The 15,412-nt window shown below is 40.0% G+C and carries 11 protein-coding genes; 3 read left to right on the top strand and 8 right to left on the bottom strand.

Translation table 11 applies throughout. The annotated features are described in order from the left end of the window. Positions 1 to 252: 252 nt before the first annotated feature. The 5 genes from hppD to uvrC all read right to left on the bottom strand — a co-directional run bounded on the left by hppD (position 253) and on the right by uvrC (position 7,968). Positions 253 to 1,410: a 4-hydroxyphenylpyruvate dioxygenase gene (gene hppD / locus ACFSR8_RS02035; protein WP_380288533.1), complete on the bottom strand. Its 1,158-nt coding sequence runs from the start codon at positions 1,408 to 1,410 to the stop codon at positions 253 to 255. Positions 1,411 to 1,518: 108 nt separating this feature from the next. After that, entirely contained in the window at positions 1,519 to 2,679 is a 1,161-nt protein-coding gene (locus tag ACFSR8_RS02030) for a homogentisate 1,2-dioxygenase (protein WP_380288531.1), read from the bottom strand. Positions 2,680 to 3,219: 540 nt separating this feature from the next. Further along, the gene (locus ACFSR8_RS02025) at positions 3,220 to 5,460 is read right to left on the bottom strand and encodes a patatin-like phospholipase family protein (protein WP_380288529.1); all 2,241 of its coding nucleotides are present in this window, start codon (positions 5,458 to 5,460) and stop codon (positions 3,220 to 3,222) included. 20 nt (positions 5,461 to 5,480) lie between these two features. Next, complete coding sequence (locus ACFSR8_RS02020) at positions 5,481 to 6,152, bottom strand: hypothetical protein (protein WP_380288527.1); 672 nt, start codon at positions 6,150 to 6,152, stop codon at positions 5,481 to 5,483. A 22-nt stretch (positions 6,153 to 6,174) separates the two neighbouring features. After that, positions 6,175 to 7,968 carry an excinuclease ABC subunit UvrC gene (gene uvrC, locus ACFSR8_RS02015; RefSeq protein WP_380288525.1) on the bottom strand — a complete coding sequence of 598 codons (1,794 nt, stop codon included), beginning with the start codon at positions 7,966 to 7,968 and terminating at the stop codon, positions 6,175 to 6,177. A gap of 168 nt (positions 7,969 to 8,136) precedes the next feature. On the opposite strand from uvrC, the gene rimK reads away from it, so the two are divergent. The 3 genes from rimK (at position 8,137) to ACFSR8_RS02000 (ending at position 10,744) form a co-directional block, all read left to right on the top strand. Next, entirely contained in the window at positions 8,137 to 9,012 is an 876-nt protein-coding gene (rimK, locus tag ACFSR8_RS02010; protein WP_380288523.1) for a 30S ribosomal protein S6--L-glutamate ligase, read from the top strand. Between the two features lie 64 nt (positions 9,013 to 9,076). Then, a complete protein-coding gene (locus tag ACFSR8_RS02005; protein WP_380288521.1) occupies positions 9,077 to 10,048 on the top strand; it encodes a succinylglutamate desuccinylase/aspartoacylase family protein in 972 nt (323 codons plus the stop codon). A 132-nt stretch (positions 10,049 to 10,180) separates the two neighbouring features. After that, positions 10,181 to 10,744 carry a 5-formyltetrahydrofolate cyclo-ligase gene (locus ACFSR8_RS02000; RefSeq protein WP_380288519.1) on the top strand — a complete coding sequence of 188 codons (564 nt, stop codon included), beginning with the start codon at positions 10,181 to 10,183 and terminating at the stop codon, positions 10,742 to 10,744. Here ACFSR8_RS02000 and ACFSR8_RS01995 read toward each other — a convergent pair. From ACFSR8_RS01995 to ileS, 3 genes are all read right to left on the bottom strand, one after another. Continuing rightward, on the bottom strand, positions 10,741 to 11,364 hold the full coding sequence (locus tag ACFSR8_RS01995; RefSeq protein WP_380288517.1) for a lipoprotein signal peptidase: 624 nt from the start codon (positions 11,362 to 11,364) through the stop codon (positions 10,741 to 10,743). The genes ACFSR8_RS02000 and ACFSR8_RS01995 overlap by 4 nt on opposite strands. A 117-nt stretch (positions 11,365 to 11,481) precedes the next feature. Then, positions 11,482 to 11,865, bottom strand: a complete 384-nt coding sequence (locus ACFSR8_RS01990; RefSeq protein ID WP_380288515.1) for a TraR/DksA family transcriptional regulator — start codon at positions 11,863 to 11,865, stop codon at positions 11,482 to 11,484. A gap of 4 nt (positions 11,866 to 11,869) precedes the next feature. Next, positions 11,870 to 15,310 (bottom strand): isoleucine--tRNA ligase, encoded by a 3,441-nt coding sequence (gene ileS, locus ACFSR8_RS01985; RefSeq protein ID WP_380288513.1) that lies wholly within the window; start codon positions 15,308 to 15,310, stop codon positions 11,870 to 11,872. Between the last annotated feature and the right edge of the window lie 102 nt (positions 15,311 to 15,412).

Here is a 15,412-nt window from a genome sequence, read left to right as displayed (position 1 = left end):
CGGTATCGCAGGCAGGTTACCCCGTATCTGTTTTTGGGCGTTACCCTCGATGCGATTTTAGAACGTTTAAGATAAAGCCGTCCTCGGGTCGGGCTTTCCGTTACAAGTCCTCGCGCCCTTTTAATGGGGCGCTGTGGGCTTTCCTCTGTGGTTGCTGAGCCTGTCGAAGTACAATCCCTAACGCGACCCACCCCTAACCCCTCCTAGGAGGGGAACTTTCACTCATGTATCATTTTAGGTTATCAGAGCCACTTAAAGCGTGCCTCTGTTGGCCTGCTCGCGTTCAATCGATTCAAAAAGCGCTTTAAAGTTTCCTGCTCCAAACCCTCTAGCACCCATACGCTGTATGATTTCAAAAAACAAAGTGGGCCTATCCTGAACAGGTTTTGTAAATATTTGCAACAAATAGCCTTCCTCGTCCGCATCAATCATAATGCCCAAGTTTTTAAGGGTTTCAATATCCTCTCTAAGTTCGTGGCTATGCTCCTCCAATCGTCCGGGCACGGCTTGATAATAGGCCTCCGGCGGTTTGGATAAAAACTCTACGCCACGGCTTCGCAACTGCGATACCGTTTCAATTATGTCATCCGTAGCTACGGCAATATGTTGCACCCCTGCACCTTCATAAAAATCCAAATACTCCTCAATTTGTGATTTTTTCTTGCCTTTAGCCGGCTCGTTAATCGGGAATTTTATGCGTCCGTTACCATTACTCATCACCTTGCTCATCAAGGCAGAGTATTCCGTATGGATTTGCTTATCATCAAAGGAGAGGAAATTTTCAAAACCCATCACGTCCTCATACCATTTTACCCAAGTGTTCATTTGGCCCCAGCCCACGTTGCCCACCATATGGTCAATATACTTAAGTCCAACCGGCTTAGGGCTGTAATCGGATTCCCATTTCCGGAATCCCGGCAAAAATGCACCGTTATAATTTTTTCGTTCCACAAACATGTGCACGGTTTCGCCATAGGTGTAAATGCCTGCCCGCACTACTTCGCCGTGCTCATCACTTTCTACAAATGGCTCCATATAGGATTTGGCACCTCTGCTTGTGGTTTCCTGGTATGCCTTACGCGCATCTTCCACCCAAAGGGCAATTACTTTAACCCCATCACCATGCTTTACAATGTGGTCATTTAGTTTTGACTTGCTAGTCAATGGTGTCGTCAATACCAAGCGGATTTTATCCTGTTTAAGCACATAGCTTACCGTGTCTTTCGATCCGGTTTCCAAACCCTTGTAGGCATAGGACTGAAACCCAAATGCAGTTTTATAAAAGTGGGCCGCCTGCTTGGCATTGCCCACGTAAAGTTCAACGTAATCTGTTCCTAATAGAGGCAAGAAGTCCTGCGCCCCTTCAAATATTTTTTCTAAACCGTAGTTTACTGATTTTATGTTTTTCATAAAAGAAGCCCTCCCTAACCCTCCCAAAGGGAGGGAACTCCAATCTGGACTTAACGGAGTTTGTTATTTTAAATAGTATTACGCTTTTCAAAAGTCCCCTTTGGGGATTTAGGGGCTTATCCACGATTTGTGATACCCCTCATCGGCTATTTTCATCGCCTCTTCCGTGAGCATTAAGGGTTTAAATGTATCTACCATCACGGCCAACTCTTCAGTTTCTGTTTTACCAATACTTCGCTCTGTGGCACCTGGATGAGGCCCATGCGGAATACCTGCTGGGTGCAACGAAATATGCCCGGCCTCAATATCATTCCTGCTCATAAAATCGCCATCCACGTAATACAGTACCTCATCACTATCAATGTTGCTATGATTGTATGGTGCGGGAATAGACTGCGGATGATAATCGTACAATCGTGGCACAAAACTGCACACCACAAAGGCATCCGTTTCAAAAGTTTGATGCACAGGCGGCGGCTGATGGATGCGCCCGGTTATTGGTTCAAAATCATGAATGGAAAAAGCATAGGGGTAATTGTACCCATCATAACCCACTACATCAAAGGGATGAGAGGCATACACCATTTCGATAATGTCATCCTGCTTTTTTACTTTGATGAGGAAATCTCCATTTTCGTTATAGGTTTCCAATTCTTTAGGTCTTCGGATATCCCGTTCGCAAAAGGGGGAATGTTCCAACAATTGCCCAAACCAATTTCTGTATCGCTTCGGTGTATAAATGGGTCTTCGGGATTCCACAATAAAAAGCCGATTGTCTTCGGTATCAAAATCAATTTTATAGATGATGCCACGGGGTATCAGCAAATAATCACCGTACTTAAAATCCAGATTTCCCAACATGGTACGTAATTTGCCCGTACCCTTATGGACAAAAATCAATTCATCAGCATCAGTATTTTTATAAAAATACGCTTTTGTGGATTGTTTTGGCGCCGCCAAAATAATGGCGCAATCGCTGTTGATTAAAACTGTTTTTCGGCTATCCAAAAAGTCATTTTCGGGCTTTACCTCTAAACCCCTAAACCGATAGGATTTGATATTGTTGGCGTTTGCAATTTTTGGGGCAACGCTATATTGATTTTTTATTTGCTTAACCTGCGTTGGCCGCTGTTCGTGGTAGCTGTTAGTGGACATCCCATCAAAACCAATGGTGCCGAACAGTTGCTCGTAGTACAAACTGCCGTCGGCTTTTCTAAACTGGGTGTGTCTTTTGGGCGGAATACTTCCTAATTTATGATAAAAAGGCATTTTTTAATTTTTTTAGACAACCTTAAAAGGCTGACAGATATGCTATTAAAGATAATAAATAATAAGATTCCTGCCTCCGCAGGAATGACAAAAATGCGCGCTTATTCAGGATTTCTCTTGATAAGGTAGTGAAGAAATTGCAGTAAGTCCTTGAATAAAAATATCATAACCTCACAAATATCGGAAAAATTTGGGGAATTTGAATACTGTATTCTCGCAAACCTACCCTTGGTAGGCGGGAATGCAAAGTCGCAAAGTGGAGGCCCACCGTTGACTTACAGGTTAACGTTAGGGATAGAAGCGGTATCCCTTTGCTTAATTTGGCTTGATGTAATTTTTAAAAATAGACCTGACTTTAAAATGGATTCTTGCCTTGCGCCACCGCTAAAGCTACGGCGACACGTGGTCTCAGGAATGACAGAAAGCAAAAGATATAGCGGATAGCCCGACCCGAGGACGTAAATTTTATTTGACCAACGGCTGTATAATCGAGGGGAACCTGCCTGCGATACCACAGGTAGGCAGGCGCCCAAAAAAAAACTAAAACCAGAAACCTAAATTAAAGTACCAAACACTGTTATTATCCTCTGGCGAATAGCTGTACTTAATCTGTACAGGCCCTAGAAAACTGTCGTAGGCATAACCGAGGGCATAACCGCGGTAATCGGGCAAGGTAAACCACTCTCCGGTTTCAAAAATATCATCTTCTACATTGGCCCAATTGCCTTCCACTGTGATGTGGTTCTTGTTAAAAATTTCAAAGTCGGCACTGGCATAGGCCTTTACGTAACTATTTCCGGTCAGGGAAATAAAATCATACCCATAAAATGGCACAAAATTGTTAATCAGATTGTTTCCGTACCCACCGAGTGCAAAATCCAGTGTAGTGGTAGATTTATCCCCTATTTTAAACCCGCCACTGGTTTGAAAATTTAGAGACAGTTTATCCGAAATGCTAAAAGCATAGCCCATAGTGGCCTTGGCAATAGAGAAAGTATCAAAATCCGCATTAAATTTTGAAGCGAAAAGATACATGTGTAAATCACCGTCAAAAAACACCCCTTTTTTAGGAAAGTATTTGTTGTCGTATGTATCCAGCTTTAAACCTCCAAAAACGTTGAAATAATCCGTGCTTTCAAAGGTAAAATCATCCTGATTGGGGTTGACTATGGTCTCCGATTTTATCTTTAATCTTTTATGCTCCGCACCAATACTTAAAGCAAAATCCCGCCTAAATAGGGTTTCCAAATATACCTGGTTGGTTTGGTCATAAAGCAACACATCAATTTTATTTAATCCCGTCCCCATGATTTGCGTATCATCCAGCAACAATTCTGCATTAATCAGCTTTTCAAATTGGTTATATCGCGATCGTACACCGACACTCCAATAAAATCCTTTGTCAATAAGGTAATCAAAATTATAGCGTACATTATCACCAAGAATGATATCCAATGATGCCAAATCGTTTTTGAATAGCAGACGCTTTTTGGTCAAGTTCACTAGCGCCGCACTTTTGTACAAATCATCGTAATGCACGCCGAACTTAAAAAAAGTAGTGGCTTTGGATTCTCTTACGTTAGCAATCAAATCATAGGTATTCGTTTCACCTGTCGGCTTTAGCTGAAAATAAAAGGATTCAAAATTATTGGTGGCCACCAAACTATTCACCTTTTTGGTAAACTTTTGATAACTTAAGGTTTGCCTGTTTTTAAGTTTTAACTTTCCAAGAATATAGGACCTGGTATAATCTTGATTGCCCTTAACAATCACGCTGTTAATAGTAATGGTATCCTGAATATTTTTAACCACCTTCCTTTTTGGAATATCTTTCTGCTCAGAGGCCAATTGCCTTAAACTATGTATACTGTTTATGGCCGCCTCTTCTCCTCTTCGTATGATATCAATCGCATCGCTGAAAGAAACCACATTAAAATCTGTAATATCGGGCTTGATATACACATCCGTTTGCTGGGCCTTATCCTTCATATCATTAATAGTCCTGAAATTGTTGATTTGCAGAAGCACATCGGGTGCCGAGGTGAGTTCGTCCCGTTTTAACAAGCCATCCTGAACGTCCACCCCAATAATGATATCCATGTCCTTGGCGCGCAATTCCTCGATTGGATAATTATTGACCACACCGCCATCAATCAATACCATATCGTCAATTACTACAGGTTGAAACAATGACGGCAATGCGCCACTTGCCATAACAGCTTGGGGCAGATTACCACTTTCCAACTGAACAGGTTTACCAGTTTCAATATTGGTGGCCATACAAAAATATGGGATGGGTAAATCTTTAAACTCGTTGATATCACTGACGTGTAATAAAAGTCGTGTCAGTGCATTATAGGTATTTTGGCCGCGTGAAAGGGCCGATGGAAGTTTTAATTTTAAATCCTCAAAAGGTAGAGTGATAGCATACCTTTCGGCATTGTTACGCTCATTGAATGCTTTTGAAGCCCTGGGTAAATCGTCATTGATGACTTTATCAAAATCCAAACTATTGAAAATGGAATCCAGTTCCTGACCGGAATAACCGGAAGCGTATAAGGAACCTACAATGGCACCCATACTCGTACCCGCCACATAATCGATTTTTAGACCGAGGGAGTCTATCACCTTTAACACGCCCACATGGGCCAAGCCTTTGGCTCCACCACCACTTAGGACCAGGCCTATTTTTGGCCTACCCTCTTCTTGCTCATTAGTTTGCGCTTTTGTGAAAATAAAAACGAATAGGAAAAGAATTGATATGATTATTGTCTTTTTCAAGTTTTGTAATAGCAACGTTTTTATTCAAGTTTAGATAAATTCGGCAAAATATCTTTTACTTCTAAATGATAATACTCAGGAATTATTAGGCTCTTTAAATTTTTTAATCTGTATAATGAATCAATCGGAATTTTTGTTTTTATATCCAATACCAATTCTTCCAATCCAATAAGTTCGGAAATAGGTTCAATTGATTTTAAATTTAGTTTTTGACCATGAATTCCAGCAAATAAATATAGTTTTTTTAACGACCTCAACTCACCTAGTTCTTCAACAGTATTAATTCCAAAAAAATTATCTAAAACACAGTGCTCAAGCTTTTTCAAATGTTGAATTCCTGACAATTCACTTATGGCCTTGCTCCCCGAAAAATCCAACTGCTCAAGTTTTGTTAACTTTTGAATGGAGGAAAAATCGTTTATACGACTTGTTTTAATTGACAAACCCTTCAAGTTTGGGATTTGGCAAATAGATTCAAAATATTCTTGATTTACCAAATAACTAACTCTCAAATATTCTAATTTTTCAAGTTTTGGAAAAACACGTACCCATTCCTTCCTTAACTTTTTTAATTGAGAATAAGTTAGTCCTTGTTCTTGTTCATAACTAGGTTGCAGATATTTAGCCGAAAAAATTTTGGGAGACTCAATTTTATAAAGCTCAATATTATTGTTTTTCCAAAATTCCTTCATAGTTTATTCACACTAAATAACATCACTTCCCATGGTAATAATCATAAACCTTCGTTGCCCGAGACACCCCTACCACAGCCTCCAACTCATCCAGTTTGGCATGCGCCACCCGCTTTGCAGATTTAAAATGCTTTAATAATTCTACTAGCGTTTTTTCGCCCACCCCAGGGATGGTTTCCAGTTCGGTATTTAACGCACTTTTACTGCGTTTGTTGCGGTGGTGCTCTATCCCAAAACGGTGCGCCTCATTGCGCAACTGTTGGATAATTTTAAGGGTCTCGCTTTTTTTATCTAAATATAAAGGAATTGGGTCGTTTGGGTAAAATAATTCTTCCAAACGTTTGGCAATCCCGATAATGGCAATCTTACCTCTTAGTTCCAATGCGTCCAAACTCTTTAAAGCTGAGGACAATTGTCCTTTGCCTCCGTCAATAATGATGAGCTGAGGCAGTGGCTGTTCCTCTTCCAAAAGTCGCCTGTAACGTCGAAATACCACTTCTTCCATAGAAGCAAAATCATCTGGCCCCTCCACAGTTTTGATATTAAAATGGCGATAGTCCTTTTTGCTAGGTTTCCCATCCTTAAAAACCACACAAGCGGCTACAGGATTGGTGCCTTGAATGTTGGAATTATCAAAACATTCAATATGTCTCGGCTCTTCATTTAAGCGTAAATCAGCTTTCATTTGTGCCATAATACGATTGGCGTGCCTGTCAGGGTCCACGATTTTCATCTGTTTGAAGCGCTCCATACGGTAGTACTTCGCATTCCTTAGGGACAAATCCACAATGTGTTTTTTATCGCCCAATTTCGGCACAGTTACCTTCACGGCTTCACCTAAATCTACCTTAAACGGCACATATATTTCTTTTGAATTGGAATTAAATCGTTGTCGAATTTCTGTAATTGCCAATTCCAACAGTTCACGATCCGTTTCATCCAATTTCTTTTTGATTTCCAACGTATGCGACCGAATAATGGACCCGTAGGACAACTGCAAAAAATTAACATAGCCATAACTCTCATCGCTGGTAATGGAAAACACATCCACATTGCTAATTTTAGGGTTAACAATGGTGGACTTGGCCTGATAATTTTCCAGAACCTCAATTTTTTCTTTGATACTTTGCGCTTCTTCAAACTGCATATTTTCGGCACACTGCTTCATTTGCACCTTAAATTGAGATAACGAATCCTTAAAATTACCTTTGATAATTTCTTTAATACGCTTGATGTTACCTTGATATTCTTCCTCAGTTTCCAAACCCTCACATGGGCCTTTACAGTTCCCTAAATGGTACTCCAAACACACCTTATATTTGCCCGCCTCCACTTTTTCCCTGCTCAAATTGTAATTGCAGGTGCGTAACGAATACAAGCCATTAATTAAATCCAACAACGTCCGAACGGTTTTCATACTAGTATAGGGACCAAAATACTCGCTACCGTCCTTGAACACCCGGCGCGTAGAAAACACCCGAGGGAAACGTTCATTTTTTATACAAATCCATGGATAGGACTTGTCGTCCTTGAGCATAACGTTATAACGTGGTTGGTATTTTTTTATGAGATTATTTTCCAGCAAAAGCGCATCGGTTTCTGTTTCTACTACGATATGCTTTATCCTTACTATTTTTTTGACCAGTACTCGAGTTTTACCGTAATCGTGATTTTTAGTGAAATAGGAACTGACCCTTTTTTTTAGATTTTTGGCCTTACCCACGTAAATAAGCGTATCATTTTTATCGTAGTATTGATAAACGCCCGGCTGGTTCGGAAGTGTTTTAAGCTGTATCTCTAGGTCTGGGGTATCCATTAGTGTAAAGGTATATTAATATCGCGAAAACCTAAAAAATTACCTGTCGTTTTTGCTATATTGCAGATAGAATAAAAGTGTCTTAAGGTATAAGTAAGCTTGAATGCCCAAATTTATATCATCAACAACTTTAAATACTTATAACTTGAGCCACTTTAAGTACTATAGATGAACATCGTTATCCTTTCCAGAAATGCCAATTTGTACTCTACCAACCGACTTGTTGAGGAGGGCGAGGCTAGAGGTCATGAGATGGAAGTGATCGATCCGCTGAAGTGCGATATTATTATTGAAAAGGAAAAGCCCACAATATATTACAAAGACCGCTATTTGGATTATGTAGATGCCATTATCCCAAGAATAGGTGCCTCTGTGACGTTTTTTGGTTGTGCCGTGGTACGTCAGTTTGAAATGATGAATGTGTTTACTTCGGTTACTTCGGATGCCATTATTCGTTCAAGAGATAAACTGCGCAGTTTCCAACGATTGTCTAAAGCAGGTATTGGGATGCCAAAAACGGTGTTTACCAATTATTCGCGGGATGTGGAGAAGGTATTGGCGCACGTGGGTGGTACTCCGGTTATCATCAAACTTTTGGAAGGCACCCAAGGTTTGGGCGTTGTTCTAGCCGAAACCAGAAATGCGGCGGAATCGGTTTTGGAAGCTTTTAATGGGTTGCAGGCGAGAGCCTTGGTCCAGGAATATATAGGCGAAGCCAAAGGTGCTGATTTAAGAGCTTTGGTGGTGGACGGCCATGTGGTTGGAGCCATGAAACGCCAAGGCAAGGAAGGCGAATTCCGGAGTAATTTACACCGCGGTGGCACCTCTGAAATTGTTAAGCTAAGTGAAGCCGAAATAAAAGTAGCGATGAAAGCCTCCAGAGCATTGAAATTGCCCGTTTGTGGGGTGGATATGCTACAATCCAACCGTGGACCTTTGCTTCTTGAGGTGAATTCAACCCCCGGATTGGAAGGCATCGAAGGCGCGACAGGAAAAAACATTGCAAAGAGTATCATTACCTATGTGGAACGTAATAGACGTTAAAATTAAAATACCAAAAAACTAAAATTTCAAATTCCAAAAAGGTGAACGATTTAATGAAATCTAAATGACGATTGAAAAGAAACCCCTAGAAATTCTCGGAACAGAAGTACTCCCAGGCGAAACTAAGGAAGTTAATTTTGATGTAGCTAATCTGCATACTGCTTCACCCATTGACGTGCCCGTGATCATCAGCCGTTCTAAAAAGGAAGGCCCAACAGTGCTGTTTACCGCTGGTATTCATGGGGACGAAGTGAACGGGGTAGAGATTATTCGCCAATTGATTGCAAAGGGCATCAATCAACCAAAGTGTGGCACAATTATTTGTATGCCGGTCATCAATATTTTTGGATTTATTAATTTGAAGCGGGAATTCCCAGATGGACGGGATTTAAACCGCGTTTTTCCAGGAAGCAAGCAAGGGTCGTTAGCCAGTCGCGTGGCTCACAAACTCATCAATGAAGTTGTTCCCCATGCCGATTTGATTATCGATTTTCATACTGGAGGTTCAGGACGATTTAATGCCCCGCAATTACGCTATACCAAGGACCAAAAAGACTTAAACGAATTGGCATCTGTTTTTGGTGCGCCCTTCGTGCTGTATTCCAAAAATTTAACGAAATCATTTAGGAGTACTTGTACTAAATTAGGTAAATCGATGTTGCTTTTTGAAGGCGGGAAGTCTTTTCATATTGATGATGTCGTGACGAATTCGGGAGTGAATGGTTCCAAGCGGGTTTTGAAACATTTGGGCATGTTAAAAACCGTATTTAAGTCATCCAAACCAAAAAAGAAATGTGTCTTTATTGACCAAAGCACATGGCAACGCGCAAAATATTCGGGGATGTTCAAGGCCTCAATTTCTGTAGGAACCGAAGTTGAAAAAGAGGATATTATCGGGAATATTACCGACCCTTATGGAAAGTTCAACTATTTTGTGAGGGCACAAAATTCGGGATATGTGATTAATGTGAATGAATTGCCTATTGTATATCAAGGGGATGCCTTGTTTCATATTTCGACCGAAATTAAATATTAGAACTAATGTTTTCAAAAAAGTTGGTTTGTCATTCCGAACGAGGAACGAGGAGGAATCTCACTCGAATGAGATGTCTGGTCACTCATTCTTCGCTCTGTCGACATGACAAAGCGCTATTATTTAGTTTTTAAAATGACCAAATCAGAACTTCGAAAAAAATATAAAGCATTACGTTCCGAACTTTCAGAAGATCAAATTGAAGACTTTAGTATTGCCATTGCAAATCGACTTTTAAAATTACCCATTTGGGATTTTTCCTTTTATCATATTTTTCTATCCATCGAAGAACAAAAGGAAGTCAACACTGATTATATTTTGAACATTCTTTCAGGAAAAGACAAAAACATTGTGATTTCAAAAAGCAATTTTAAAACTGGGGAAATGACCCATTTTTTGCTGACCGATAGCACGATCATCAAAAAAAACGGCTACAACATTCCTGAACCCGTTGATGGCATTGAAATCTCAAATGATAAAATTGATGTGGTGTTTATACCTCTTTTAGCTTTTGACAAGAAAGGCAATCGGGTGGGTTACGGCAAAGGCTTTTATGACGCATTTTTAAGCCAATGTAACCCTGACACCGTTAAAATCGGTTTGTCTTTTTTTGAAGCCGAAAATGAGATTAGTGATGCTTTTGATGGGGATGTTGGGTTGGATTATTGTATCACCCCAAAAAAAATTTGTGCCTTTTAGCTGTTTTTAGCAAACGCCCGCTTATTAAAAACAATTAACATCAAAAACCCTGTACTAATGGCCATATCGGCAATATTAAATACCGGTTCAAAAAAAGTGAAGAATTGACCGCCGTAAACTGGCACCCATTCAGGAAGATACCCTTTGTAAAATGGAAAGTACAACATATCCACAACTTTGCCATGAAGCAATGTGTCATAGCCCCCGGTTTCTGGAAGAAATTCTGCTACCTGCCCCATACTTTCACCAAACAAGATACCATAAAACACGGAATCGATAATGTTCCCAAGTGCACCTGCAAAAATTAGGGCAATAGCGATTATCAATATTTTGGAACCTCTATTTTTTACCGAATGATACAACCAATATCCAATTCCAAAAATGGCAACCACCCTGAACAAGGTAAGGCATTTTTTAGCTGTCCGTTCGGACATAAAGGTCAAAAAATCACTGATTTTTGTGCCCCATGCCATCCCATCATTTTCAATAAAATAGATTTTGAACCAACTGAATACTTCAACACTTTCATGAAGCATGAAATTGGTTTTGATATAAATCTTACTTATTTGGTCGACAAGTAAAATCACAATGATTAAAAGGATGGATTTTTTTAGGGACATTAACTAATGTACGATTTGCGATGTACGATTTCCGATTCTTTGAAAATAAAAAACGCCGTTCCCTTTTGGAAGAGATTGGCGTTTGATTTTGAGACTCCTTTTTGCAAAGGGGTTTGTTTATTTTTGCATGTTCTTTGCCTCAATGCTTAATGTAGCATGTGGCACCAGCTCCAGACGTTTTTTATTGATCAACTTCCCTGTAACACGACATACACCGTATGTTTTGTTTTCAATACGGATTAAAGCATTTTTTAAATCCCTAATAAATTTTTCCTGACGGATAGCCAATTGAGAATTGGACTCCTTGCTCATCACCGCACTCCCTTCATCAAAGGCCTTAAACGTTGGCGACGTATCGTCCGTACCATTATTATGGTCGTTCATATAGGCACTTTTGATTAATTCTAAATCGTGTTGCGCTTTGTCAATTTTTTCCTGAATCAGTTTTTTGAATTCTGCTAAATCAGCATCTGAATATCTTGCGTTTGTATTTGAAGCCATGTCCTTAATGTTTAGTGATAAATAATTTGGTATTCACATCGTCAAAAGCAATTTCTATACCGTTATTTATCTGGTCAATTATTTCAAGTTCTTCGGTTAATGTTTCTGTTTTTATATACTCTATATTGGAGTCCACAGCTTGTTTAATCTGCTCGTCCTTTTGTAATTTTACATCAATTCTGTCGGTAACTTCAAAACCGGAATCCTTTCTTAAATTTTGGATACGGTTTACCAACTCCCTCGCAATACCTTCTTTTCGCAAGTCATCGGTAATGGTGACATCCAAGGCTACGGTTAAACTTCCTTCATTGGCGACTAACCAGCCTTCGATATCCTGAGAAGTAATCTCGACATCTTCGAGTCCTAAAGTAATGCTTTTTCCGTTTATTTCAACGTCAAAATTTCCATTTTGCTCGATTTTCTGAATATCCTCGGACGAAAACTGCATAATCGCCCCTGCAATCGCTTTCATATCCTTGCCAAAACGCGGTCCTAGCACCTTGAAATTAGGTTTTATTTTCTTCACTAAAATATCCGAAGCATCTTCGAGTAGCTCAATTTCCTTTACGTTAACTTCGTGTTTGATGAGGTTAGAAACCGCCAAAATCTCTTCCTTTTGTTGTGGGCTGTCCACAGGAATCATGATTTTTTGTAACGGCTGACGTACCTTGATCTTTTCTTTAGCCCTTAACGACAATACCAATGAAGAAATTGTTTGAGCCGCTTCCATTTTGCGTTCCAAACTTTTATCCACATAAGATTCATCATACTCAGGGAAATCTGCTAAATGCACACTTTCAAAAGCTTCTTTATGGGTTACCGCATTCAAATCCAAATACAGTCTATCCATATAGAATGGTGCGATGGGCGCTCCCAATTTGGCAAGCGTTACCATACAAGTATATAACGTTTGGTAGGCTGAAATTTTATCGGTTTGATAATCGCCTTTCCAGAAACGTCTTCTACTTAAACGTACATACCAATTGCTCAAATAGTCCTGTGTAAAATCAGAAATTGCTCTGGCGGCCTTTGTCGGTTCGTAATCCGCGTAATAGGCGTCAACCTTTTTAATCAAAGTATGTAATTCTGAAAGAATCCATCGGTCTAATTCCGGACGCTCATTTAACTTTAGATCAGCCTCGGAGTAACTAAAATTATCCAGATTAGTATATAAACTGAAAAACGAATAAGTATTGTAAAGCGTTCCGAAGAATTTACGTTTCACTTCCTCAACACCATCCAAATCAAACTTCAGATTATCCCATGGATTTGCGTTTGAAATCATGTACCAACGCGTGGCATCTGCACCATAAGTACTCAATGTTTCGAATGGATCGACCGCATTACCTAAACGCTTAGACATTTTTTGTCCGTTTTTGTCCAAAACTAAACCGTTAGACACAACATTCTTATAGGCGATGGAATCAAAAACCATAGTTCCGATGGCATGCAAGGTATAGAACCACCCTCGAGTTTGGTCAACGCCTTCAGCGATAAAATTGGCCGGAAAGGTGACACCTTCATCAATAAATTCTTTGTTTTCAAATGGATAGTGCCATTGGGCATACGGCATAGAACCCGAATCAAACCACACATCAATCAAATCGCTTTCGCGCTTCATTGGTTTTCCTGATGTTGAAACCAATATGATGTCGTCCACAATGTTTTTATGCAAATCGATTTTGGAGTAATTGTCATCCGAATTATTTCCGACTTCAAAATCAGCGAAAATATCGGCTTCGAGAACCTCAGCCTCCACGGCTTTGACCATTTCGGCTTTTAACTCCTCAACCGAACCAATGCACAACTCTTCTTTTCCGTCTTCTGTTCTCCAAATCGGCAAAGGAATACCCCAATAGCGCGAACGGGATAGATTCCAATCGTTGGCATTTGCTAACCAGTTACCAAACCTACCTGTTCCAGTAGCCTTTGGTTTCCAATTTATTGTTTCGTTCAATTCGAACATTCTATCTTTCACCTCCGTCACCTTAATAAACCAAGAATCCAATGGGTAATACAGGATCGGTTTATCAGTTCGCCAGCAGTTAGGATAGCTGTGCTTATATTTTTCAACCTTAAAGGCTTTATTCTCTTCTTTTAATTTGATAGCAATTTCAACATCAACGGAACGTTCCGGAGCTTCGCCATCATTATAATACTCGTTCTTTACATACTTCCCTGCCAATTCCTTCATTTCGGGTCGGAAACGGCCTTGTAAATCTACTAATGGCACCAAATTCCCATTTTCATCCTTCACCAACATCGGTGGCACTTCTGGCTTGGCCTGTTTAGCTACTAAGGCATCATCGGCACCAAAAGTTGGTGCAGTATGTACAATTCCAGTACCTTCTTCCGTGGTAACAAAATCTCCTGAAATAACCCTAAAGGCATTTTCAGGATTATCATTTGGCGTGGCGTAGGGCAGTAGCTGTTCATAAGTAATTCCTACCAAATCCGAACCCTTGCATTCAGCTATTATTTGATACGGTATTTTTTTATCCCCAGCCTTATAATCTGATAATTCACTCCCTTCTTCAACTTGAAAAAACTTTCCAGAGAATTGATAATTTACCAACTTTTCGGCAAGAATGACTTTTATTGGCTCAAACGTGTATTGATTGTAAGTTTCAACTAAAACATAATCAATTTTAGGTCCAACGGTTAAAGCGGTATTACTTGGCAAGGTCCAAGGTGTGGTCGTCCAAGCTAAAAAATAAGCCTCCCCCGACCCCTCCGAAGGAGGGGAGAGTTTAAAAGCGTCCCACACCGAATGCATTCCCCCTTTGGGGGTTAGGGGGCTTTTAAATTGAGCGACAATGGTGGTATCGGTAACATCTTGATACGTCCCCGGTTGATTTAACTCGTGCGAACTTAATCCTGTTCCAGCTTTAGGCGAATATGGTTGAATGGTATAGCCTTTATATAACAAGTTTTTGTTATAAATCTGCTTTAATAACCACCAAACCGATTCCATGTATTTTGGCTCGTAGGTAATGTACGGGTCGTCCATATCCACCCAATAGCCCATTTTTTCCGTAAGGTCATTCCAAACATCGGTATATTTCATGACCGCTTTTCGACAGGCTGCGTTATACGCTTCGACTGAAATCGTTTTACCGATATCCTCCTTCGTAATGCCCAATTCCTTTTCAACACCCAATTCAATTGGTAGTCCGTGAGTATCCCAACCTGCCTTTCGCTTTACTTGAAAGCCTTTCATGGTTTTATACCTTGGAAAAATATCTTTAATGGCACGGGCCAAAACATGGTGCACCCCAGGCAATCCGTTTGCTGAAGGAGGGCCTTCATAAAACACATATGGCTCATTACCTTCCCTCGTAGTTACACTTTTTTCAAAAACGTTGTTTTCCTGCCAATAGTTGAGAATTTCCTCCGCTACTTTTGGTAAGTCAAGTTCTTTATATTCAGCAAATTTCGCGCTCATTTATACTCAAATCTTATAAGTTCGCGAATTTAATCAATTATCCTTAAATCTTTATTCCAAAACAAAAAAAAGCCAAACTGTTTGTTTGACTTTTTTGCTTTG

The organism is Hyunsoonleella rubra (genome assembly GCF_042684665.1).
Lineage (GTDB): Bacteria > Bacteroidota > Bacteroidia > Flavobacteriales > Flavobacteriaceae > Jejuia > Jejuia rubra.
This window is presented reverse-complemented; position numbering and strand designations above follow the sequence as displayed.